The organism is Arthrobacter sp. CP30 (assembly GCF_053470025.1).
This window is the reverse complement of record NZ_JBQEMM010000003.1, coordinates 1-21,414: the sequence shown is the minus strand read 5'-3', so window position 1 is coordinate 21,414 and position 21,414 is coordinate 1. Positions and strand designations below refer to the sequence as shown.

Genomic DNA, 21,414 nt, shown 5'->3' with positions numbered 1-21,414 from the left:
CTCAGGCACGGGGTCGGGCGAGGAGCCGCGGGAAGGCGCGATGCACCGACACCGCGAGGAGGGCCGCGAGGACGTTCTTGACGACATCACCCGGCAGGTATGCGGCGTCGACGAGGACGGCGTCACGGAGGGACAGCTCGGCGTTCACCATGAGCCCCGCCACGCCGAGCGGATGGATGGTCGACAGGCTCGCGACGACGCACGCGAGGAAGAGCAGGACGGCGCGGAAACGGGTGGCACTGCGCAGGACCGCCCTGGCGAGCAGTCCTGCGACGAGTGCCGCCGGCGGGAAGGCGATGAGGTAGCCGGCGGACGGTCCGGCGAGGACGCCGAAGCCGCCGCTGAAGCCACTGAACACGGGGAGGCCGATCAGTCCGGCGGCGAGGTACAGGAGGACGGCGGCGGTCCCGCGCCCTGGACCCAGGACCGCTCCGGCGAGCATGACGCCGAGCGTCTGCAGGGTGATCGGCACGCCGAGCGGGCCGACCGGGATACCGGGTACGATTGCAAGGGCGGCGATGAGGGCGGCGAAGACCGCGACCAGCGAGAGATCGGTGGTGTCCCACCGCTTGCGGGACGACGGACGGCCGTCGGTGACAGGTCCGGGAGAGGTCTTCTCGGTCGGCTGCATGGCACACGCTCCTCCAGCGGGCCGGAGTCGCACCGGTTGCTCCGGTGATTTGTCGACTTCCTCCAGCCGTAACTGCTTCTGTACCGAGACTAGCGCCGGTCACCAGGGGATCCCTTGTGGGATTCCTACAACAAACCGCCGTCTCAGGCACACCATCGAAAGGCCCTGACCGTGATCAACGTATCGAACCTGGAGCTCCGGGCCGGCGCTCGCCTGCTCATGGACGAGGTGTCCTTCCGCGTGGACAAGGGCGACAAGATCGGCCTCGTGGGCCGGAACGGCGCAGGCAAGACGACGCTGACCAAGGTCCTGGCGGGGGAGTCGCTGCCCGCAGGAGGCACTGTCACCCGGTCCGGCGAGATCGGCTACCTCCCCCAGGACCCGCGCACGCCCGACATGGAGCAGCTCGCCCGGGACCGCATCCTCTCCGCCCGGAACCTGGACGCCGTCGTGACCGAACTGCGCCAGGCGCAGGAGGACATGGCGAGCGAGAAGACGTCGGTGCGGAACAAGGCCATGGCCCGCTACGACCGCATCGAGGCGGCATTCCTCGCCGGTGGCGGCTACTCGGCAGAGGCCGAGGCCGCGGCCATCTCCTCCAACCTCGCCCTGCCGGAGCGCATCCTGAACCAGCCGCTGAAGACGCTCTCGGGCGGCCAGCGCCGCCGGGTCGAGCTGGCGCGGATCCTCTTCTCCGGCGCGGAGACGATGCTCCTCGACGAACCCACCAACCACCTCGACGCCGACTCCATCACCTGGCTGCGTGAATTCCTGAAGAACCACCAGGGCGGCCTGATCGTGATCAGCCACGACGTGGAACTGCTGCAGGCGACCGTCAACAAGGTGTTCCAGCTCGACGCGAACCGCGGCACGATCGACATCTACAACATGGGCTGGAAGCGATTCCAGCTGCAGCGCGAGACGGACGAGCGCGCGCGGAAGCGCGAGCGCGCCAACGCGGAGAAGAAGGCGCAGGTCCTCATGGACCAGGCGAACAAGATGCGCGCGAAAGCCTCGAAGGCCGTCGCTGCGCAGAACATGGCCAAGCGGGCCGAGCGGCTGCTCGGCGGGCTCGACGCCGTCCGCGCCTCGGACCGCGTGGCGGCGCTCCGCTTCCCCGAGCCCTCGCCCTGCGGCAAGACCCCGATGACGGCCGAGGGGCTCAGCAAGTCCTACGGGTCGCTCGAGATCTTCACCGACGTCGATCTCGCCATCGATCGCGGTTCCAAGGTGGTCATCCTCGGGCTCAACGGAGCCGGCAAGACGACATTGCTCCGCATGCTCGCGGGCGTCGACACGCCGGACACCGGCAAGGTCATCGCCGGTCACGGTCTCAAGGTCGGCTACTACGCCCAGGAGCACGAGACGCTCGACACGGAACGCTCCGTGCTCGAGAACATGAAGTCCTCGGCCCCCGACATGCAGGACGCCGAAGTACGCGGCATCCTCGGCTCGTTCCTCTTCTCGGGTGACGATGTCGACAAGCCGGCCGGAGTGCTGTCCGGTGGTGAGAAGACCCGCCTGGCCCTCGCCACGATCGTCGCCTCCTCGGCCAATGTGCTGCTCCTGGACGAGCCCACCAACAACCTCGATCCCGCGAGCCGCGCCGAGATCCTCGGGGCGCTGAAGAACTACAGCGGTGCCGTGGTGATGGTGAGTCACGACGAGGGTGCGGTCGATGCGCTCGACCCCGAGCGGGTGGTGCTACTGCCCGACGGCGTCGAGGACCTCTGGAACCAGGATTACCTGGAGCTCGTCACCCTGGCCTGATCCGTCAGGTGGCCTGATCCGCGTCACCCGGCGGCGGTCCGCGGAACGGACGCGCCGGTGACATGGATCCATCGACCGCGGAACGACCGCCGGCGAACCACCGGCGGCGAACCACCGGCGGGGAACAACAGGTCAGCGGCTGCTCTCGCCGTCACCGGCTGAGCCGAGACGGCGGACCCACAGGGACGAGGGTGGGCCCGGAGGCCGCACCCTCGCACCGGTGGACAGGTCTGTCCGGGCCGACGTCGACCGACCTGGGGCCCGAGAACAGCCGCGACGCCGGACGGATGATGCGCCCGGTCCGTGGCCCGATGCGGGTCAGTGCCGGCGGTGCGATCGCGCCGTGCGCCTGATTCCCACGTCCTTAAGCGAGCCGAGCGCGGCGACCGCGCACAGCAGGGCAGCGCCGGCGAACGTCGGAGTGAATGGCGTCGACGGGCCCGCGACAGTGGCCGAGGTCTGGACGTTCGTCCCGCGATTCATGCCGAGCGACCTGCTGCCGCCGCCGGCCGTATCGTCGGTCGACCCGCTGGAGCCGCCGCCGATACCGCCCGAACCACCGGTGCCGCCGCCCAGACCGCCCGATCCGCCGAAGCCGTCGCCCGTGCCGCCCGAACCACCGGTACCGTCCCCAGTGCCCGGCAGGATCGGTGCGCCGGGCGCGTCGGAGGGACCGGTCGTCGGCTGGGGAGCGGTCGGCTGCTGGGAGGGTGTCGGCGTGGCCGTGGCAGTGGGCGTCGGCGTAGGAGTGGCCGTCGGAGTGGCAGTAGGAGTGGCCGTAGGTGTCGGTGTGGCAGTGGGAGTGGCCGTGGGTGTCGGTGTGAGCGTCGGCGTGGCCGTGACCGTCGGCGTGGCCGTGGGGGGCACGGTCGGCGTGGCGGTCGGCGTCGCACTGGGGCTCCCGGTGGGCTCCGCCGTCGGTACGGCGGCGCACGAGTCGGTGACGAAGACATTGTCGTCGAGGGTGACGGCACCGGTCCGCGCGAGCGCCCGGCCGTCGACGGTGGCGGATGTCGTCACCGCGATCGAGCTGAGGGCGAGGATCGTGCCCGTGAAGGAGGAAGCGGTCCCGAGGGTCGCGGAAGAACCGACCTGCCAGAAGACGTTGCAGGCGCTGGCCCCGCCGATGAGGGCGACGTTGCTCGCGGACGCCGTGATGAGCGTCGACGCGACCTGGAAGATGAAGACGGCATTCGGGTCGCCCTGCGCGTCGAGGGTCACCGTGCCGCTGAGCGCCAGCGGGCCGGTGGAGTTGTAGACGCCCGCAGGGAACGTGCGCCCCACCAGATCGCCCGCAACGCTTTCGGTGAGGGCCCTGCTCGCGGCGTCGTCGTAGGCGATCCCGACGTCGGACTGCGCCTGAAGTGCTTCGGCGTTCGCGGTATTGATCGTTCCGGACGCGACGCCCGGCGGGAAGCCCGTGATCGCGGACCCGGGGCTGACGCCGAGGTTGCCGGTGAGGGTGGTGGGACCGGTGTTGGTGACGGTCTCACCGCCGAGGACGGAGTAGGACCCGGCCGTGCCGAGGCCCACGGGGGCTTCGGCGGCGGACGCCGACCAGGGGCCGCTGGCCGTGGCCAGCAGCGTGAAGACGAGCGCCCCCGCCGCCAGGGCGCCGGGCGCCCGTCGGCTCGGGCGGGAGTGGGCATGGCGTGCTGTACTGCTGCTTTTCAAGGTTCGCCTTCCAGCGGAGGGGCGGGGCCGAAAGCGCGATCGCACTGCTGAGTATCCAGAAGGGATGATCTCGGATCAGGTCACGAGGTGATCAGCACGAGGGTCCGTCAGCATAACTCCTCAGGGGGCTGTCGAACCGATCAGCTCCGACGTTTCTCGGACGACTTTCCACCGGTCCGGCGGCGCAGTCACGGACGTCAGGACTAGGGTGGCCGTATGGACGTCGAATGGCTCCGGGCCGCCTGCCTGGGACTCACCGGTGCCTATGAGGACTATCCGTTCGGCCCGGAGATCGCCGTGTTCCGGGTGCGGGTCCCTGGACGGGCCGCACCGCCCGGCCCGGGCAGAATCTTCGCCCTCGTCCGGGTGGAGGTGGAACCGCTCTCCATCTCCCTCAAATGTGACCCCGCCCTCGCCGTGCAGCTCCGCTCCGCCCATCCGGAGATCACCGGCGCATGGCACCTGAACAAGAAGCACTGGAACGGTGTGCGTCTCGACGGCGCCCTGGACGAGGAGATGCTCCGCGACCTGATCGAGGACTCCTACGACCTCGTCGTCTCGTCGCTGCCCGTGGTCCAGCGTGCTGCGCTCGGCTGGCTCCGTCGCTGACGGAAGCCCGGCATCCGGAGCTAGCGGATCCCCTGTGCGTCGAGGATGGCGTCCTCCTCCTCCTCGGACGAGGGACGACGGCGCTGCCGCGTCGGCAGGTCGGGGGCGGTCCCGTCCAGCTCGGCATTGCTGCGTCGCTGCTGCCGGGCTGCGTACCCGAGGCCCACGAAGGCCAGGACCCCGAAGGCGAACCACTGCAGGGAGTAGGACAGATGCGGGCCCTCGTCGATCGACGGTTTGGGGGCCGCGACGGGCGTGACTGCGGCTCCTGGCCGCTCGAGCGCGAGGAGTCCGTAGGCCGCGTCCTGCAGTGGGTAGTTGAGGCGGTCGGACAGCGCGACGAGGTCGATCGACGCCACCTGGCCCTCCGGCGCTCCGCGGTTGACGGCCGGCTCACCCGGCTTCATCCTCGCGGTCACCTCGACCTGCCCGGACGGAGGGGCCGGGATCTCATCGGGCCGGCCAGCCTCGATGTTCCCGATCGGCAGCCAGCCGCGGTCGATGATGACGGCCGTGCCGTCGTCGAGCCGCAACGGCGTGAGCACCTCGTATCCGGGCTGGCCGTTGAGGGGACGGTTCCGTGCCACGACCTGGTTGTCCACGTCATAGGTACCGATGAAGGTCACGGGGGTCCACTCGCGTGCTGGGTCGTACCTGTCGAAGCCGTTCTCGCCCGGGACGTAGCGCTGGGGCGCCGCGTCGTAATTCGCCTCGATGCGCTGGATGTCCTCCACGACGGCCTCCCGCCGGTCGAGCTGCCAGCGGCCGAGCCCCACGCAGCCGGCTGCCAGCACGATCACCATGGCGAGCCAGCCGAACCAGCGTGCGGAGAAGAGGAACCGGTACATCTAGCGGGCTCCCATCGGCCGGCCGGCGGTCAGGGGCAGCGTCTCTTTCCACAGCCCGCGCTCGCGCAGGTACTCCTCGAACCACGTCACGTGCTCGGGACAGGAGGCCCAGGCCTTGCGTCGCCCGGGTGCATGGATCCGCGGATTGTTCCAGAGCAGTTGCCAGGTGGCCCGCTCGCGGCATCCCTTGCGGGAGCAGACCGGAGCGTCGCCGGGTGCCGGGTGCACACCGAACAGACCGAGACCCGCGGTCGGGGTGACCGCGGGTCGGGGGAGCGGTGATACGTCAGGCATCCGTGCCCGGTCCTCCGGTGCGCGCCGCGCGTGATCCGTGATGGGCAGGGTCGACGCTGTCGTCGACGATCTCGCCACTCAGGATGTCGTCGTCGTCCTCGGGACCGGCGTCGACCACCTTCGCCTCGATCTCGCGGACCGGCGCACGGTCGATCAGCGCATCGCTGTGCCGGATGTTGCTCGTGTCACCGCCGCCGTTGGCGACCACGACCGCGAAGTACGGCAGGAAGACCGCGCCCGCGATCATGACCCAGGACAGCCAGCCGTAGGGAACGACGAAGACCAGGATGAAGCAGACGAGGCGGATACTCATCGAGACCGTGTAGCGGATCATTCGGGTTCGCATTTCATCGCTGTGTGATTCACGTGCGTCTGAGATGCTGTGGACGTCTGTGTTGTGCTTCGTTTGTTTACTCATCACACTCCAAAGAGACTCCCTCTATTGTCTCACTTCGGGCTTCGTTCCCGAAGTCGAGGGATGCGCCGATAGGATCGTCGGGATAGTTCGACGGACATGCGCGGACGGGGCCGGCGGGACGCGGTACATCCCCGCCGGATCGCTCGCGACGATCGTCGATACGGACAACGCGGACCCCTTTCCGGCCCGCAGACAGAGGAGTTCTTCCCGTGGCATCTGGTGCAGACAACACGACGACGGCCACCGGCCGCAGCGTCCTCATCACCGGGGGTAACCGTGGGATCGGACTGGCCATCGCCAAGGTATTCGTAGCCAACGGCGACAAGGTTGCCATCACCTACCGAAGTGGTGACATTCCCGAGGGCATGCTGGGCGTCAAGGCCGACGTCACCAGCGAGGAGCAGATCGACGCCGCCTTCACCCGGGTCGAGGCCGAGCACGGTCCGGTGGAGGTCCTCGTGGCCAACGCCGGCATCACGCGGGACACGCTGCTCCTGCGCATGACGGAGAGCGATTTTACCGATGTCATCGACACCAACCTCACCGGTGCCTTCCGTGTGGTCAAGCGCGCCTCCCGTGGCATGATCCGGCTCCGCCGGGGTCGGGTGATCCTCATCTCGAGCGTGACCGGCCTGTACGGCGCGCCCGGACAGATCAACTACTCGGCCTCCAAGTCGGGGCTCATCGGAATCGCCCGCTCCCTCACGCGGGAGCTCGGCTCGCGCGGCATCACGGCCAACGTCGTCGCGCCCGGGTTCATCGACACCGACATGACGGCGGAACTTCACGAGGACACCCGCAAGAGCTACCTCGCCACCATCCCGGCCGGCCGGTTCGCCTCGCCGGAGGAGGTGGCCGGTGTCGTGTCCTGGCTCGCCGGTGAGGACGCGGGGTACATCTCCGGCGCCGTGATCCCGGTCGACGGCGGCCTCGGCATGGGGCACTGACGCAGAAGGCTCGCCCCGGCCACCCGAAGCACCCTTTTCCGCACCAGCCCCCAGAACAAGGAGCACCATGTCCACCCTCGAGGGAACCACTGCAATCGTCACCGGCTCGTCGCGCGGCATCGGCGCCGATGTCGCCCAGCAACTCGCAGCGCAGGGCGCTGCCGTCGTCGTCAACTACCGGCAGAAGGCACCGCGCGCCACGAAGGTCGTCGCCGGCATCGAGGCAGCCGGCGGCAAAGCCGTCGCCGTGGGCGCGGACCTCACCACGCCGGAGGGCCCGGCGGCCCTCGTCGACGCCGCCGTCTCGACCTTCGGTGGGCTCGACCTCCTGGTGCTGAACGCGTCCGGGGGCATGGAGACCTCCATGGGGGAGGATTACGCACTCCGGCTCAACCGCGACGCGCAGGTGGCCATGCTCACCGCAGCCGTAGAGGTCATGCCGGCCGGCTCCCGCGTGGTCTTCATCACGAGCCACCAGGCACACTTCATCGAGAAGGTCGAGACGATGGATGCCTACGAGCCGGTTGCGCGCAGCAAGCGCGCGGGCGAGGACGCGCTCCGCGCACTCATACCCGACCTCGAGGCCAGGGGCATCTCGCTCGTCGTCGTGTCCGGCGACATGATCGAGGGGACGGTGACGGCCACGCTGCTGGACCGCGCCACCCCCGGCGCCATCGAGGCCCGCCGCCAGGAAGCCGGTCGGCTGTACTCCGTGGCGGAGTTCGCCACGGAGATCGTCCGGATGGCCACGGCCGACATCGCCACCGGACACACCGAGTACGTCGGCGGTGCGGAGGACTTCCTCGCCAAGAGCTGACGTCCACCCACGGCGGGACGCTGCGGCCGGCTCGGGGCGGGCGGTCGCAGCGTGACCGCGGACCGACGCGGAATGGGCGTCGTCGGGTCGCCGGCCGCGCGGGGCCGAGCAGCACAGGCCGCTGGCCGCGCCGCGCGGATCGCAGCGTGCTCGTTCCGGGCCGCTGTCCGCCGCAGGATCCGGGCCGTCTGCGCCGGTCCGAGGTCCGGCGCTGCAGCCCTGTCAGAGTCCTGACAGGTGGCGGACGACGTCGAGGTCCGGCAGGTCCAGCGCGACATCCGCGGTCGCACGCACGGCCGGCTTGGCATTGAACGCCACGCCGAGTCCCGCGGCCGCGAGCATGTCGAGGTCGTTGGCGCCGTCACCCACCGCGATGGTCGAGGCCAGGGGGACCCCTGCACGCTCCGCCTCCGAGCGCAGGACGCGTTCCTTCTCCGCACGGTCCACGACGGCGCCGGACACCCGGCCGGTCAGCATCCCGTCCTGGAGCCCCAGCTCGTTGGCGCGCGCGAAGGACAGGCGCAGCCGCTCCGCCACAGGCGCGAGGACCTGGGAGAACCCGCCGGAGACCACGCCGACCACATGGCCGGCGTCCCGGTAGGCGGCGACGAGCTGCTCCGCACCGTCGCTCAGCTCGATCCGGGACACCACCTCGTCGATCACGGACATGGGCAGGCCCTCGAGCGCACGGACCCGCTGGTGCAGGGACTGCGAGAAGTCGAGGTCGCCCCGCATCGCTGCCTCCGTCACGGCCCTGACCTCGGCCTCGCGTCCCGCATGGGCCGCGAGCAGTTCGATGACCTCCTGCTTGATGAGCGTGGAATCGACGTCCATGATGAGCAGCTTGCGCGCGGGCGCATAGACGGGTTCCGGTACGAGGGCGGCGCCGATGCCGGAGGCCGCGCTCCACGCGGCCAGTCCGGTCCGCAACGACGCGTCGAGGTCTCCGGCCCGCACCTCCAGGGTCAGGACGTCGTACGTCGCGCCGCGGTGCAGGGACCCGACCTCGACGACGGCGCCGGCGCGCTCGAGTCCTGTGGCCAGCCCGTCGCGGTGGGCGTCGTCGAGCCGCGCCGCCCAGGCGACCACCCGTGCCTTGATCACTCCGTACGCTCCTGTCCCGCCGCGGTCGGCGCCTCTCCCGAAAGGCCGGTGGTTTCGCCACGAAGCCGCTCCTTAGCCTAGTGTCTAGGACCATGAGTGACGTTCTGGAACTGGCGGGAGTGAGCCTCGTCAGGGGTGGCAAGACCCTGCTCGACGGGATCAACTGGCAGGTCGGCGAGGGTGAGCGCTGGGTCGTCATGGGCCCCAACGGGGCGGGCAAGACCACACTGCTGCAGCTCGCGGGCGCACGGCTGCACCCCACGCGCGGCATCGTCGGGATCCTCGACGAGGTCATGGGTGCCGTCGATGTCTTCGAACTCCGGCCGCGGATCGGACTCGCCTCGGCGGCCCTCGCCTCGCAGGTGCCCGACCACGAGACCGTGCTGGACGTCGTCGTCACCGCCTCCTACGGCGTCACCGGCCGCTGGCGCGAGCAGTACGAGCGCCTCGACGAGCGCAGGGCCTTCCGCCTGCTGGACACGTGGGGCATGTCCCGCTACATGAACCGTTCCTTCGGCTCCCTGAGCGAGGGGGAGCGCAAGCGCGTGCAGATCGCGCGGGCACTCATGGCCGATCCCGAGCTGCTGCTCCTGGACGAACCCGCCGCTGGCCTCGACCTCGCGGGACGCGAGGACCTCGTGCGCCGTCTGACGGACCTGGCACGTGACGAGGACGCGCCGGCGATGGTCCTCGTGACGCACCACCTCGAGGAGGTGCCGCCCGGCTTCACCCACGCCCTCCTCCTGCGCGACGGCAAGGTCGTGTCCGCAGGACCCCTCGCCGACGTCCTCACCGAGGACAACCTGAGCGCCGCGTTCGACGTCGCGCTGAAGGTCACGGAGGAGAACGGCCGCTACAGCGCGGTCGCGCGGGCGTGACCTGCCGCACCGCGGCAGGCTCTCCGTCCCCGGGGTCCTGATGCTGGTCCACCTCGATTCCGTCGATGACCCCCGGCTCGCCGACTACCGGAACCTGACCGACGTCCAGTTGCGGCTCGCCAGGGAACCCGCCGAAGGCCTCTACATCGCGGAGAGCTCGAAGGTCCTGCGCCGGGCGATCGACGCGGGGCATGCTCCCCGGTCCTTCCTGCTGGCCCCCAAGTGGCTGCCTGACCTCGAGGACGTCGTCGGCCGCTTCCCCGCCGCGCCCGCGTTCGTCGCCCCTGAATCGACCCTCGAAGCGATCACGGGCTTCCACCTGCACCGGGGTGCGCTGGCCGCGATGAACCGTCCGCCGGGCCGGACCCTGGGCGACGTGCTCGCGACCGCGCTCCGTGTCGCCATCATCGAGGACATGGTCGACCACACGAACCTCGGAGCGGTGTTCCGTTCGGCGGCGGCCCTCGGGATCGACGCGGTCCTCTTCAGCCCCCGCAGCGCGGACCCGCTGTACCGCAGGGCCGTCCGGGTCAGCATGGGCAGTGTCTTCCAGGTTCCCTGGGTCCGGCTCGCCTCCTGGCCCGATGACCTCGCCGAGGTCCGGGCCGCCGGCTTCACCATCGCCGCGCTCGCGCTGGTGCCGGGCGCCGTCAGCCTCGACGCCTTCGCCGGCCGCGACCACGAGCGCCTCGCCCTGCTCCTCGGGACGGAGGGCGACGGACTGAGCGCGGACGCCCTCGGTGCAGCCGACGTCGCCCTCACCATCCCCATGCACGGCGGGGTGGACTCGCTGAACGTCGCCGCCGCTGCCGCCGTCGCCTTCTGGGAGTGCCGCTCCGCGCCGGCAGGGCCGTCGGCGTCCTCCACCGTCTAGCCGCCGTTTAGCCGCCCGCCACGGGCTGCGCTAGTATGGACAGCTGGCGCATCCGCCACCCTTTCGTACGTCCCGTGCCTGGCAAAATCCAGGCAACCAGAGAAGGTAGTCCTGTGAAGTCTGATATCCACCCCAAGTACCAGTCCGTCGTCTTCCGCGACCTGGCCTCCGACAAGGCGTTCCTGACCAAGTCCACGGTCGGCTCCGCGAAGACCATCGAATGGGAGGACGGCAACACCTACCCCCTCATCGAGGTCGAGATCTCGTCCGAGTCGCACCCGTTCTACACGGGCAAGCAGCGCATCATGGACTCCGCCGGTCGCGTCGAGCGCTTCAACGCCCGCTTCAAGGGCTTCGGCGGCAAGAAGTAGGACGTCCCCGACGGGACACGGACCGAGGGCGCATGCCCTGGTCCACCAGCAGGAGCCACGCCGGTCCGGCGCGGCTCCTGCTGCGTTAACCCAGGAGAAGCACCCCGACCGCCGGCCGGTACCGACCGCCGCGGCCGGATCGACACGAGAGGACCAGACCATGGCCCAGCACCCCGACGCCGACGGCCTGCACGGCGAGTTCAAGACACCGGGCGGGAAGCTCACGGCCGTCGACCTCGCGGTCCGCGACGGTCGGCTGTCCGGGGTCTCGGTCAACGGCGACTTCTTCCTGGAACCGGACGAGGCGCTGCTGGACATCAATGCCGCCCTCGAGGGCCTGCCCGCCGACACGGCACCGGGTGAGATCGCCGCAGCCGTCACCGCACGGCTCGACCCGTCGGCGGTCCTGTTCGGGTTCTCGGCCGAGGCCATCGCGACGGCGGTCCGCCGTGCACTCGGGCGGGCCACCGGCTTCGCTGACCACCAGTGGGAGATCATCCCGCCGACGCCCCTGTCCACGGCGATGCACGTCGCCATGGACGAGGTCCTGACGCACGACGTCGGCACGGGCGCGCACAACCCGACCCTGCGCTTCTGGGAGTGGCAGTCCCCGTCGGTGGTGATCGGGAGCTTCCAGTCGATGCGCAACGAGGTGGATCCGGCCGGAGCGGAACGCCACGGCGTGACGGTGGTCCGGAGGATCAGCGGCGGAGGCGCCATGTTCATGGAGCACGGGAACGCCATCACCTACTCGCTGTACGTCCCGCAGTCCCTCGTGGACGGCCTCAGCTTCGCCGAGTCCTACCCCTTCCTCGACGCATGGGTGATGGAGGCGCTGGAGAAGCTGGGCATCACCGCGTGGTACCAGCCCCTGAACGACATCGCGACGGACCTCGGGAAGATCGGGGGAGCCGCGCAGAAGCGCCTGGCCAACGGCGGGATGCTGCACCACGTCACCATGAGCTACGACATCGATGCGGACAAGATGCTCGAGGTGCTGCGGATCGGCAAGGAGAAGATGTCCGACAAGGGCACGCGCAGCGCGAAGAAGCGGGTGGACCCGCTGCGGCGACAGACCGGGATCACCCGCGAGGAGATCATCCAGGTGATGATCTCCACGTTCCGCCGGCGCTACGGAGCCGTGGACGCCACCCTGTCCGCCACCGAGCTCCAGCGGGCCGAGGACCTCGTGGAGCGGAAGTTCGGAACCGAGGAGTGGCTCTACCGCGTCCCCTGAGCCTGTGCGCGCAGTGCGCGGAGCAGGTGGTCCCGTTCCTCGACGACGATGCGGCGGAGCGCGGCGGGCGCCTCGGCGTTGGCGGCCAGCCAGTCGTCGGTCCGGACGACGACGGAGTGGTCCGCGGGCTCACCCTCGAGGTCCTGGTGACCCGGGTACAGTCCGCGCACGATCCTGCTGGCCATCTCGATGCCACGGGTCGCCCAGACGTCGCGCAGCGCTGCGAAGTAGGGCTCCTCGTACGCCCCGAGCAGGTCCCGGGACCCCAGCATGAACCCCTCGACGGCGGCGCTGAGGAGGTCGTTGGACAGACGCGTCCCGTGCACGGCCTCGTCCCACGTGGCCTTCTTGATCGCCGCGTCGGGCAGTGCGGCCGACGCGAGCGCGAAGCCCACCCGTCCTGACGCCGTCGGGTCCGCGCTCTTCTCCGCCTCCAGTTCCCCGGGCAGGACGCGCTGCTGCGCGGCGAGGCCCTGGAGGAAGAACCAGCGCAGTTCGGCGTCGAGCCGCAGGCCCGGCACCTTCTCCTCGCCGTCGAGCACCGAACGCAGATGGTCCGCCGCCGCGGGGGCCGAGCGCGCCGTGGCAGCCAGCGCCCGCGCCCAGGCGAGCTGGAGGTCCGAGCCCGGCTCCGCGCCACGCAGGCCGTCCCAGAGGAAGGCGCCCACGCGTTCCCACAGCCCGGGTCGTTCGGAAGCGGGTGCGAAGCTGCCGATGGCCGTCCGGACATTGGCGAGGAGGACCTGGAGGACCCCGACGCCGGTCTCAGCCGGTGCGGCGAGCATGACGGCGTCCAGGTAGGACGGCACGGGCAGGGTTGCGTCGCGCGTGCTCGACCACAGCGCGGTGAGGCACGTTGCGCGGGCCAGCGGATCCTGCAGCCGGTCGATCGAGGTCAGGAGCGTGGCGAGCGATCGCTCGTCGAAGGACAGCTTGGCGTAGGTGAGGTCGTCGTCGTTGACCAGCAGCAGGTCCGGCTGCCGGACACCGACCAGTGCGGCGACCCGCGTGCGTCCGCCGTCGACCGTGACCTCCTCGGATCCCGACCGGACGAGGGCGCCGTCGTCGTCGAACGCGTACAGGCCCACGCGCACGAGGTGCGGCCGGTACTCGTCGATGCCGGTCACGGGGTCCACGGCGTCCTGGACCACGGTCACGTCCGTGAGGACACCGTCCTGCACCGCGACCTCGGCGCGCAGCGCGGGGACCCCCGAGGTCTGCAGCCAGGACCGCGACCAGGCGGTCAGGTCGCGGCCCGTGGCTTCCGCCAGCACGTCGAGCAGATCGGCCAGCGTGGTGTTCCCGTACGCGTGCCGGCGGAAGTACCGGCGGGCCGCGTCGGTGAAGGCGTCCCGACCCACGAAGGCGACGAGCTGCTTCAGGACCGAGGCGCCCTTCGCGTAGGTGATGCCGTCGAAGTTCTGCTTGGCGGCTTCGAGGTCGGTGATATCGGCGACGATGGGGTGCGTCGTCGGCAGCTGGTCCTGCACGTAGGCCCAGGACTTGCGGCGATTCGCGAAACTGACCCACGACGTGCTCCACCGGGTCGCCTCCGCCACGGCGAGCGCCCCCATGTAGTCGGCGAAGGACTCCTTCAGCCAGAGATCGTCCCACCAGGTCATGGTCACGAGGTCGCCGAACCACATGTGCGCCATCTCGTGCATGATCGTGTTCGCGCGTGCCTCGCGCTGGGCGTCGGTCGCGGCCGACTGGAACACGTAGCTCTCGGTGAAGGTCACCAGCCCGGGGTTCTCCATCGCGCCGAGGTTGTACTCGGGGACGAAGGCCTGGTCGTACTTCCCGAACGGGTAGGGGTAGTCGAAGAGGGTGTGGAAGAAATCGAGCCCGCGCCTGGTGGTGTCGAAGATCTCCGGGGCATCGAACGCAGGGGCGAGGGAGCGGCGGCTGTACAGGGCCAACGGGATGCTGAGGCCCTCTCCCGCCGTGCCGGCCGTACCGGTCCAGACGTCCGTCTCCCGGTGGTACGGTCCCGCCAGCACGGCGGTGATGTAGGTGGAGATGCGCTCGGTCGGCGCGAAGGTCCAGCGCGCCGCAGTGTCCGAGACCTGCTCCCTGGCGCTCTCGCTGCCGTTGGAGGCGACCGTCCAGCCACTCGGGGCCAGCACGGTGAAGGAGAAGGACGCCTTCAGGTCCGGCTGCTCGAAGGTGGCGAAGACGCGGCGCGCGTCGGCCGGCTCGTACTGCGTGTAGAGGTAGGTCTCGCCGTCGGCGGGGTCGACGAAGCGGTGGAGCCCTTCGCCACTGGAGCTGTAGTGCGCCTGGCCGGTGACCGTGACCGTGTTCCGCCCGGCACGTGCCTCGAGGTGGATCCTGGCTCCGTCCCGGACGGAGGAGGGGTCGAGGGCCGTTCCGTTGAGCTCCACGGCGGTGACGTCGCCGATGAAGTCGAGGAAGGTCGAGGCACCCGGCTCCCGGCAGGTGAAGACCACCGTGGTGGTGGTCCGGTAGGTCCGTTCCCGGGCGTCCCGCGCCTCGGAGAGGTCCAGTTCGACGGCGTAGGTCTCGGTCCGCAGCAGCGCCGATCGGGCGGCCGCCTCGTCCCGGCTCAGGTTCTCGTTCTCCATCCGGCCATTCAACCACGCGCCCGCAGGGGGCCCAGCGGCTGTTTCCGGGAGGTTAACGGTGACGGAGGCGGTGTGTACGGCTGTGTCCGGCGGGGTCATCCATGGCACTGTTGACCCATGTCCGAGCTCTTCGCTGACTATGCAGCCGCCGCCCGCAAGACGCCCGCGTTCGACGAGATGTTCGATGTCGGGCAGTCACCGCGTACCGAGTACGGCCAGGTGGCGGCAGCCCTGGATGCCCTGAACCTGGCCGATGTGACGGCCCGCGCGGACTCCATGGCGCGAACCTTCCTCGACCGCGGCGTCACCTTCGATTTCGCCGGGGAGGAGCGGCCCTTCCCCCTGGACATCGTGCCGCGCGTGATCGCCGGGGACGACTGGGACGTCCTCGAGAGCGGTGTCGCCCAGCGGGTACGAGCCCTCGAGGCGTTCCTGGGCGACGTCTACGACAAGATGGCGGTCGTGGCCGACGGTGTCATCCCCCGCCGGCTGATCACCTCGAGCGCCCATTTCCACCGGGAGGTCGCCGGGTTCAGCCCGGCGGGCGGCGTGCGCGTGCACATCTCGGGCATCGACGTCGTCCGCGACCAGCAGGGCACCTTCCGGGTGCTCGAGGACAACGTCCGGGTCCCGAGCGGCGTCAGCTACGTGCTGGAGAATCGCCGGGCCATGGCCAAGGGCCTGCCGGAGGCGTTCGGCCAGCAGCACATCCGCCCCGTGGAGGAGTACCCGCGACGTCTCCTCGCAGCCCTCCGGAAGACGGCGCCTCCGGGCGTGGACGACCCCACCGTCGTCGTCCTCACCCCTGGAGTGTTCAACTCCGCCTACTTCGAGCACACGCTCCTGGCGGGGCTGATGGGTGTCGAACTCGTCGAGGGCCGCGACCTCATCTGCCGCGGGAACCGTGTGTACATGCGGACGACGGCGGGGGAGCAGCGTGTCGACGTCATCTACAAGCGGATCGATGACGAGTTCCTCGACCCCCTGCAGTTCCGTGCGGACTCCGTGCTCGGCTGCCCCGGCATCGTGAACGCCGCACGTGCCGGGATGGTCACCATCGCCAATGCGGTGGGGAACGGTGTCGCGGACGACAAGCTCGTCTACACCTACGTGCCGGACCTCATCCGCTACTACCTGGGTGAGGACCCGATCATCGCCAACGTGGACACCTACCGCCTCGAGGACGCCCCCGCGCGCGAGGAGGTGCTGGACCGCCTCGACGAACTCGTCGTCAAGCCCGTCGACGGTTCCGGCGGCAAGGGCCTCGTGATCGGGCCGGACGCGACCCGGGCCGAACTCGACGCGCTGCGCGCGAAGGTGCTCGAGGACCCGCGCGGCTGGATCGCCCAGCCGGTCCTGCAGCTCTCGACCGTGCCCACGATGTCCGGCGGCCAGTTCAGCCCGCGCCACGTGGACCTGCGCCCGTTCGCGGTCAACGACGGCGAGGACGTCTGGGTGCTGCCGGGCGGGCTCACGCGCGTCGCCATGAAGGAGGGCTCGCTGATCGTCAACTCGAGCCAGGGCGGCGGCTCGAAGGACACGTGGGTGGTCGACGGCGAGGTGCGGCGCCCCGCGGACGGCAGCGTCCCCGCCGAGCGGCCCTCCGTCAGCGTGCGGGAACGGACCAGCGTGTGGCCGATCGAGACCAACTGGCAGGACAAGCAGTCGGAACAGCAGCAGCAATGACCCGTTTTCCAGCGCCGGACGTCCCAGCACCCCTTCGGAAAGGCAGGACCCATGCTCAGCCGCATCGCTGAATCGCTCTTCTGGATCGGCCGCTACGTGGAGCGGGCCGACGGCACCGCGCGCATCCTCGACGTGCACCTCGAACGGCTCAACCAGATGCCGCTCCCGCAGCAGCGGGAGACGTCGCGCCAGCTGCTCGGCGTCATGGGCAGCCGCCCGGAGAAGCAGGACCTGGAGCTCTCGGACCTCCTCCAGGCACTTGCGTACGACCGCACGAGCGCGACGTCGATCGCCGGCGCGCTCGGTGCCGCACGCGAGAATGCCAGGCGGGCCCGCGAGACCGTCTCCAGCAGCGTCTGGGAGAGCCTGAACACCACCTGGTACGGCCTCACCCAGCACCGCAAGGACGTCGTCGGGACCTACCGTTTCTGCCACTGGGTGGTGGAGCGCACCGCCATGGTGCGCGGCCTGTCCGACACGACCATGAGCCACGACGAGAGCTGGCAGTTCCTCGTGCTCGGGCGCAGTCTCGAGCGGGCGGACATGACCGCGCGCATGCTCTCGACCCACGACGTCCACGCGGCCGGACTGTCCTGGGTCAACATGCTGCGGTGCGCCGGCGCCTACGAGTCCTTCCTGCGGACCCGGCGGGCGGCCTTCGGCGACCAGCAGGCAGCGGAGTTCCTCCTGCTGGACCGGCTCTTCCCGCGATCGATCGTGTACGCGCTCAGTGACGCGGAGAAGTGCCTGACCCAGCTCAATCCGGCCTATCAGCGTGTCGGCTTCATCAACGACGCCAGCCGGATCGTCGGTCAGGCGAGGACCTTCCTCGAGTTCCACCAGACGCGGGACCTCATGGCGGAGCTGCCCGAGCACATGGACCGCGTGCAGAAGGCCTGCGCCAAGGCGTCCGACGCCGTGTCCCGTACGTACTTTTCCCAGGCCGACGAGCTGCCCTGGGTCGGAGAGGTCTCATGACACGCCTGCTGATCGAACACCGCACCGGCTACGACTACCTCCGCCGGGTGTCCCTGTCCTACAACGAGGCGCGCATGACGCCGCTGACCGATCCCCAGCAGGTGGTGCTCGAGTCGACGCTGAAGGTCACCCCGTCCAGTGCCGCCGTCGCCACCTACCGCGACTACTGGGGCACCAGGGTGACGTCCTTCGACGTGCACGTGCCGCACGAGCATCTCGAGGTCACTGCGGTCTCCACCGTCGAGGTCAGTCGGACGGAGCGCGTCCCGGCCGAGGGCGACATCCTCTCCTGGGAGGACCTCGCCTCACCGGCCCTCACCAACGACTTCGCCGACTGGCTCGGCCAGACGGCGCTCAGCGAGCCCGGGGACGAGGTGCGGGAGCTCGTGGCGGAGACCGCGCGCGGCCTCGACCCGCACGAGGCCGCGCGCGCGGTGTTCGACCGGCTGCGGTCCGAGATCGACTACGTGCAGGGGGCCACGGGCGTCCAGACCAACGCGCAGGACGCGTGGGCCGAGCGGAAGGGTGTGTGTCAGGACCTCGCCCATGTCGCGATCGGAGCGCTCCGCAGCCTCGGCATCCCCGCCCGGTACATCTCCGGCTATCTGCATCCGCGCCGCTCGGCGGCCGTCGGTGAGACGGTCGCCGGACAGTCCCACGCCTGGGTCGAGTGGTACGACGGCGAATGGCGCGGCTGGGATCCGACGAACAGCGGGCCCGTCAGCGATTTCCACGTCTCCGTGGCCCGCGGGCGTGACTACCGGGACGTATCGCCGCTGAAGGGCATCCTGTCCGGCGGCGGCGGATCAACCCTGAACGTCACGGTGGCCATCACGCGCGTCGCGTAGCCGGCCGTGCTACCGGCCGTCGGATCCGGTCACGTCGGATCCGGTCACGTGGGGTCCTGACACAGCGAGAGCCCCGGCGGACGCCGGGGCTCTCGCTCTGACGGCGCCTCGTGCCGGCGCGTCGGCTGTCCGATCAGGCCGGTTCCACGGCCTGTCCCTTGCTGACGATCGTCAGTCCCGATTCCGTGACGGAGAAGCCCCGGCGCCGGTCCAGCTCCGGATCCACGCCGATCGTCGCCCCTGCGGGGATGCGGACGTTCTTGTCGATGATGGCCCGGCGCACCACGGCGCCCGCTCCGACGTTGACCTTGTCGAGGAGCACGCTCCCGGTGACCTCGGCCGATTCCGCGATGAAGACGTCGGTCGCGAGGATGGAGCTCTGGACGGCGCCACCGGACACGACCACGCCCGCGGAGACGATGGAGTCGTGCGCCTCGCCGGACTGGCCCGAGGAGCTGCGGACGAACTTCGCGGGTGGGGACACGCTCTGCCGCGTGTAGATGGGCCACTGCAGGTTGTACAGGTTGAACAGGGGCAGCGGCGAGATCAGGTCCATGTTCGCGTCGTAGTACGAGTCCATGGTGCCGACGTCGCGCCAGTACTGCCGGTCCCGGTCGGTGGCCCCGGGGATGTCGTTCTGCGTGAAGTCGTACACCGCGGCGTCGTTGCGCTCGACGAAGTAGGGGATGATGTCCCCGCCCATGTCGTGCTTCGTGTCCAGCCGTGCGGCGTCGTCCTCGAGTGCCTTCACGAGCGCGTCCGTCGTGAAGACGTAGTTGCCCATCGAGGCCAGGAAGCTGTTCGGGTCGTCGGGCAGGCCGGGGGTGGAGTCCGGCTTCTCGACGAAGGCCGCGATCCTGCCCGGATCGTCCTGCGCTGTCTCGATGACGCCGAACTGGTCCACGAGGTTCATCGGCTGCCGGACGGCCGCGACGCTCACGGATGCCCCGCTCCTCACATGGGCGTCGACCATCTGCTCGAAGTCCATGCGGTAGACGTGGTCGGCGCCGATCACGACGACGATGTCGGGCTGCGCGTCGTGGATCAGGTTCAGCGACTGGTAGATGGCGTTGGCGCTGCCGAGGAACCAGCTCTTGCCGCGTCGCTGCTGCGCCGGGACGGACGCGATGTAGTTCTGCAGCTGGGTGGACATGCGCCAGGTCTCGGAGATGTGGCGGTCGAGGCTGTGCGACTTGTACTGCGTCAGCACCACGATCTGCAGGTAGCCGGAATTGACGAGATTGGAGAGGGCGAAGTCGATGAGCCTGTAACTCCCCGCGAACGGGACGGCCGGCTTGGCCCTGTCCGCGGTCAGCGGCATGAGCCGCTTGCCTTCTCCGCCTGCCAAGACCACGGCAAGTACTTTCTTCGGTGCCACTGGTGACCCCCCGCTCTTCCTCGAGTGTTCTGCGTCCACGACCGGTGGTCGATCAAGCGTAGGTCCGCGTTCCGGAACCCCTCCGGTCACTTCACACTAGAGGACTCCGCCGCACTGCACTACGTTGGTTCGGTGCGAGTAGACATTGTGACCAAGGAGTTCCCGCCCGAGATCTACGGTGGCGCGGGGGTGCACGTCGCCGAGCTCAGTAGGGTGCTCGCGCCGCAGGTCGACCTGCGGGTGCACGCGTTCGGCACGCCGCGTCCCGGGGACTACCACGGCGCGGCCGTGTTCTCCTACGGGGTGCCGGAAGGCCTCGCGCAGGCCAACGCGGCGGTGCAGACGCTGGGCACGGACCTGCAGATGCTCGACGGCATCGGTGGGGCGGACCTCGTCCACTCCCACACGTGGTACGCGAACATGGCCGGGCATCTCGCCTCGTTGCTGCACGGCATCCCGCATGTGCTGAGCGCCCACAGCCTGGAGCCGTTGCGCCCCTGGAAGGCCGAGCAGCTCGGGGGCGGCTACGCGCTCTCCTCGTGGGCCGAGAAGACCTCCTACGAGGCCGCGGCAGCCGTCATCGCCGTCTCGGCCGGAATGCGCGCCGACATCCTCCGCAGCTACCCGGACGTCGACCCGGCGAAGGTGCACGTGGTGCACAACGGCATCGACGTGGCGACCTGGACGCGGGACGAGGACGACGACGCCCTCCGGGCCCACGGCATCGATCCGGGCCGGCCCAGCGTCGTCTTCGTCGGACGCAACACCCGCCAGAAGGGCGTCCCGTATCTGCTGCGCGCAGCAGTGCACCTGCCCGCCGAGGTCCAGCTGGTGCTCTGCCTCGGCGCTGCGGACACCCCGGAGCTGGCCGCGGAGACCGAGGTGCTCATCCGCACCCTCCGCGAGCAGCGGGGTCGTGAGGACTCCGTGATCCTCATCGAGAGGATGCTGCCGCGGCGCGAGGTCGTCCAGATCCTCAGCCACGCCACCGTCTTCGCCTGCCCGTCCATCTACGAGCCGCTCGGGATCGTCAACCTCGAGGCCATGGCGTGCGGCGCAGCCGTCGTCGCCTCGGCCACCGGGGGGATCCCGGAGGTCGTCGACGACGGCGTGACCGGCACCCTGGTGCCGCTGGAGCAGGTGCAGGACGGTACGGGGACCCCGCTGGACGCCGAGCGCTTCGTCGCGGATTTCGCAGCCGCGCTGAACGCCCTGGTCGGTGATCCCGGACGGGCCCGGGAGATGGGCGCAGCGGGACGGGAGCGTGCTGAACGCCACTTCGACTGGGGATCAATCGCCGAGACGACCCTCGAGGTGTACCGGAGCGTCCTCTAGCCGTCGCGGCCCGGTGATCGCCGCCTGCGTGGTCACCGGTGCGGATCCTTCGACGCCGGGCCGAGCCCGGGAGGCGATGAAGCCCGTGCGCAGCCGGTTCCCCCCCCCGGGGGGGGGGGGGGGGGGGGGGGC

20 protein-coding genes are annotated in these 21,414 nt (G+C 69.9%); 12 read left to right on the top strand and 8 right to left on the bottom strand.

Annotation, left to right across the window (positions count from 1 at the left end; genetic code table 11):
* Nucleotide 1 precedes the first annotated feature (1 nt).
* The gene (locus tag ACTIMO_RS05365) at nucleotides 2-631 is read right to left on the bottom strand and encodes a biotin transporter BioY (RefSeq protein WP_448181715.1); all 630 of its coding nucleotides are present in this window, start codon (nucleotides 629-631) and stop codon (nucleotides 2-4) included.
* Nucleotides 632-802: 171 nt separating this feature from the next.
* On the opposite strand from ACTIMO_RS05365, the gene ACTIMO_RS05360 reads away from it, so the two are divergent.
* Nucleotides 803-2,401: an ABC-F family ATP-binding cassette domain-containing protein gene (locus ACTIMO_RS05360; protein ID WP_055773488.1), complete on the top strand. Its 1,599-nt coding sequence runs from the start codon at nucleotides 803-805 to the stop codon at nucleotides 2,399-2,401.
* A gap of 318 nt (nucleotides 2,402-2,719) precedes the next feature.
* Here ACTIMO_RS05360 and ACTIMO_RS05355 read toward each other — a convergent pair whose 3' ends face one another.
* Nucleotides 2,720-4,075 (bottom strand): ice-binding family protein, encoded by a 1,356-nt coding sequence (locus ACTIMO_RS05355; protein ID WP_448181714.1) that lies wholly within the window; start codon nucleotides 4,073-4,075, stop codon nucleotides 2,720-2,722.
* A 216-nt stretch (nucleotides 4,076-4,291) separates the two neighbouring features.
* Here ACTIMO_RS05355 and ACTIMO_RS05350 point away from each other — a divergent pair, with 216 nt between their 5' ends.
* On the top strand, nucleotides 4,292-4,684 hold the full coding sequence (locus ACTIMO_RS05350) for an MmcQ/YjbR family DNA-binding protein (RefSeq protein WP_422391831.1): 393 nt from the start codon (nucleotides 4,292-4,294) through the stop codon (nucleotides 4,682-4,684).
* Nucleotides 4,685-4,704: 20 nt separating this feature from the next.
* Here the strand turns inward: ACTIMO_RS05350 and ACTIMO_RS05345 are convergent, their stop codons facing one another.
* From ACTIMO_RS05345 to ACTIMO_RS05335, 3 genes are read right to left on the bottom strand one after another with little or no spacing between them, the layout of a single operon-like run.
* On the bottom strand, nucleotides 4,705-5,532 hold the full coding sequence (locus ACTIMO_RS05345; RefSeq protein WP_422391832.1) for an SURF1 family cytochrome oxidase biogenesis protein: 828 nt from the start codon (nucleotides 5,530-5,532) through the stop codon (nucleotides 4,705-4,707).
* Nucleotides 5,533-5,826 carry a hypothetical protein gene (locus tag ACTIMO_RS05340; RefSeq protein WP_422391833.1) on the bottom strand — a complete coding sequence of 98 codons (294 nt, stop codon included), beginning with the start codon at nucleotides 5,824-5,826 and terminating at the stop codon, nucleotides 5,533-5,535. It abuts the gene before it with no gap.
* Nucleotides 5,819-6,244 carry a DUF3099 domain-containing protein gene (locus ACTIMO_RS05335; RefSeq protein WP_055773478.1) on the bottom strand — a complete coding sequence of 142 codons (426 nt, stop codon included), beginning with the start codon at nucleotides 6,242-6,244 and terminating at the stop codon, nucleotides 5,819-5,821. The genes ACTIMO_RS05340 and ACTIMO_RS05335 overlap by 8 nt, the downstream gene beginning before the upstream one ends.
* 209 nt (nucleotides 6,245-6,453) lie before the next feature.
* Here ACTIMO_RS05335 and fabG point away from each other — a divergent pair, with 209 nt between their 5' ends.
* Together fabG and ACTIMO_RS05325 are read left to right on the top strand one after the other, a co-directional pair.
* Nucleotides 6,454-7,191, top strand: a complete 738-nt coding sequence (gene fabG / locus ACTIMO_RS05330; protein WP_448181713.1) for a 3-oxoacyl-ACP reductase FabG — start codon at nucleotides 6,454-6,456, stop codon at nucleotides 7,189-7,191.
* A gap of 67 nt (nucleotides 7,192-7,258) precedes the next feature.
* The gene (locus ACTIMO_RS05325) at nucleotides 7,259-8,008 is read left to right on the top strand and encodes an SDR family oxidoreductase (RefSeq protein WP_448181712.1); all 750 of its coding nucleotides are present in this window, start codon (nucleotides 7,259-7,261) and stop codon (nucleotides 8,006-8,008) included.
* Between the two features lie 222 nt (nucleotides 8,009-8,230).
* Here the strand turns inward: ACTIMO_RS05325 and serB are convergent, their stop codons facing one another.
* Nucleotides 8,231-9,112, bottom strand: coding sequence for a phosphoserine phosphatase SerB (serB, locus tag ACTIMO_RS05320; protein WP_448181711.1), 882 nt, complete (start codon nucleotides 9,110-9,112; stop codon nucleotides 8,231-8,233).
* 92 nt (nucleotides 9,113-9,204) lie between these two features.
* Here serB and ACTIMO_RS05315 point away from each other — a divergent pair, with 92 nt between their 5' ends.
* From ACTIMO_RS05315 to ACTIMO_RS05300, 4 genes are all read left to right on the top strand, one after another.
* Entirely contained in the window at nucleotides 9,205-9,990 is a 786-nt protein-coding gene (locus ACTIMO_RS05315; RefSeq protein WP_448181710.1) for an ABC transporter ATP-binding protein, read from the top strand.
* Between the two features lie 40 nt (nucleotides 9,991-10,030).
* Nucleotides 10,031-10,864: a TrmH family RNA methyltransferase gene (locus tag ACTIMO_RS05310; RefSeq protein WP_448181709.1), complete on the top strand. Its 834-nt coding sequence runs from the start codon at nucleotides 10,031-10,033 to the stop codon at nucleotides 10,862-10,864.
* A 113-nt stretch (nucleotides 10,865-10,977) separates the two neighbouring features.
* Nucleotides 10,978-11,235, top strand: a complete 258-nt coding sequence (locus tag ACTIMO_RS05305; RefSeq protein WP_055773464.1) for a type B 50S ribosomal protein L31 — start codon at nucleotides 10,978-10,980, stop codon at nucleotides 11,233-11,235.
* A 160-nt stretch (nucleotides 11,236-11,395) separates the two neighbouring features.
* The gene (locus ACTIMO_RS05300) at nucleotides 11,396-12,472 is read left to right on the top strand and encodes a lipoate--protein ligase family protein (RefSeq protein WP_448181708.1); all 1,077 of its coding nucleotides are present in this window, start codon (nucleotides 11,396-11,398) and stop codon (nucleotides 12,470-12,472) included.
* Here the strand turns inward: ACTIMO_RS05300 and pepN are convergent.
* Complete coding sequence (gene pepN / locus ACTIMO_RS05295) at nucleotides 12,457-15,057, bottom strand: aminopeptidase N (protein WP_448181707.1); 2,601 nt, start codon at nucleotides 15,055-15,057, stop codon at nucleotides 12,457-12,459. The two genes, ACTIMO_RS05300 and pepN, sit on opposite strands and share 16 nt — an antisense overlap.
* Nucleotides 15,058-15,174: 117 nt before the next feature.
* On the opposite strand from pepN, the gene ACTIMO_RS05290 reads away from it, so the two are divergent.
* Genes ACTIMO_RS05290 through ACTIMO_RS05280 form a run of 3 tightly spaced genes read left to right on the top strand, consistent with a single transcriptional unit; the run spans nucleotide 15,175 to nucleotide 18,569 of the window.
* The gene (locus ACTIMO_RS05290; RefSeq protein ID WP_448181706.1) at nucleotides 15,175-16,743 is read left to right on the top strand and encodes a circularly permuted type 2 ATP-grasp protein; all 1,569 of its coding nucleotides are present in this window, start codon (nucleotides 15,175-15,177) and stop codon (nucleotides 16,741-16,743) included.
* A 51-nt stretch (nucleotides 16,744-16,794) separates the two neighbouring features.
* On the top strand, nucleotides 16,795-17,721 hold the full coding sequence (locus ACTIMO_RS05285; RefSeq protein ID WP_448181705.1) for an alpha-E domain-containing protein: 927 nt from the start codon (nucleotides 16,795-16,797) through the stop codon (nucleotides 17,719-17,721).
* Nucleotides 17,718-18,569 carry a transglutaminase family protein gene (locus ACTIMO_RS05280; RefSeq protein WP_422391843.1) on the top strand — a complete coding sequence of 284 codons (852 nt, stop codon included), beginning with the start codon at nucleotides 17,718-17,720 and terminating at the stop codon, nucleotides 18,567-18,569. The genes ACTIMO_RS05285 and ACTIMO_RS05280 overlap by 4 nt, the downstream gene beginning before the upstream one ends.
* Nucleotides 18,570-18,702: 133 nt before the next feature.
* Here the strand turns inward: ACTIMO_RS05280 and glgC are convergent, their stop codons facing one another.
* A complete protein-coding gene (gene glgC / locus ACTIMO_RS05275) occupies nucleotides 18,703-19,947 on the bottom strand; it encodes a glucose-1-phosphate adenylyltransferase (protein ID WP_157365956.1) in 1,245 nt (414 codons plus the stop codon).
* Between the two features lie 132 nt (nucleotides 19,948-20,079).
* Between glgC and glgA the strand changes: the two genes are divergently transcribed.
* Nucleotides 20,080-21,282 carry a glycogen synthase gene (gene glgA / locus ACTIMO_RS05270; RefSeq protein WP_448181704.1) on the top strand — a complete coding sequence of 401 codons (1,203 nt, stop codon included), beginning with the start codon at nucleotides 20,080-20,082 and terminating at the stop codon, nucleotides 21,280-21,282.
* Nucleotides 21,283-21,414 lie beyond the last annotated feature (132 nt).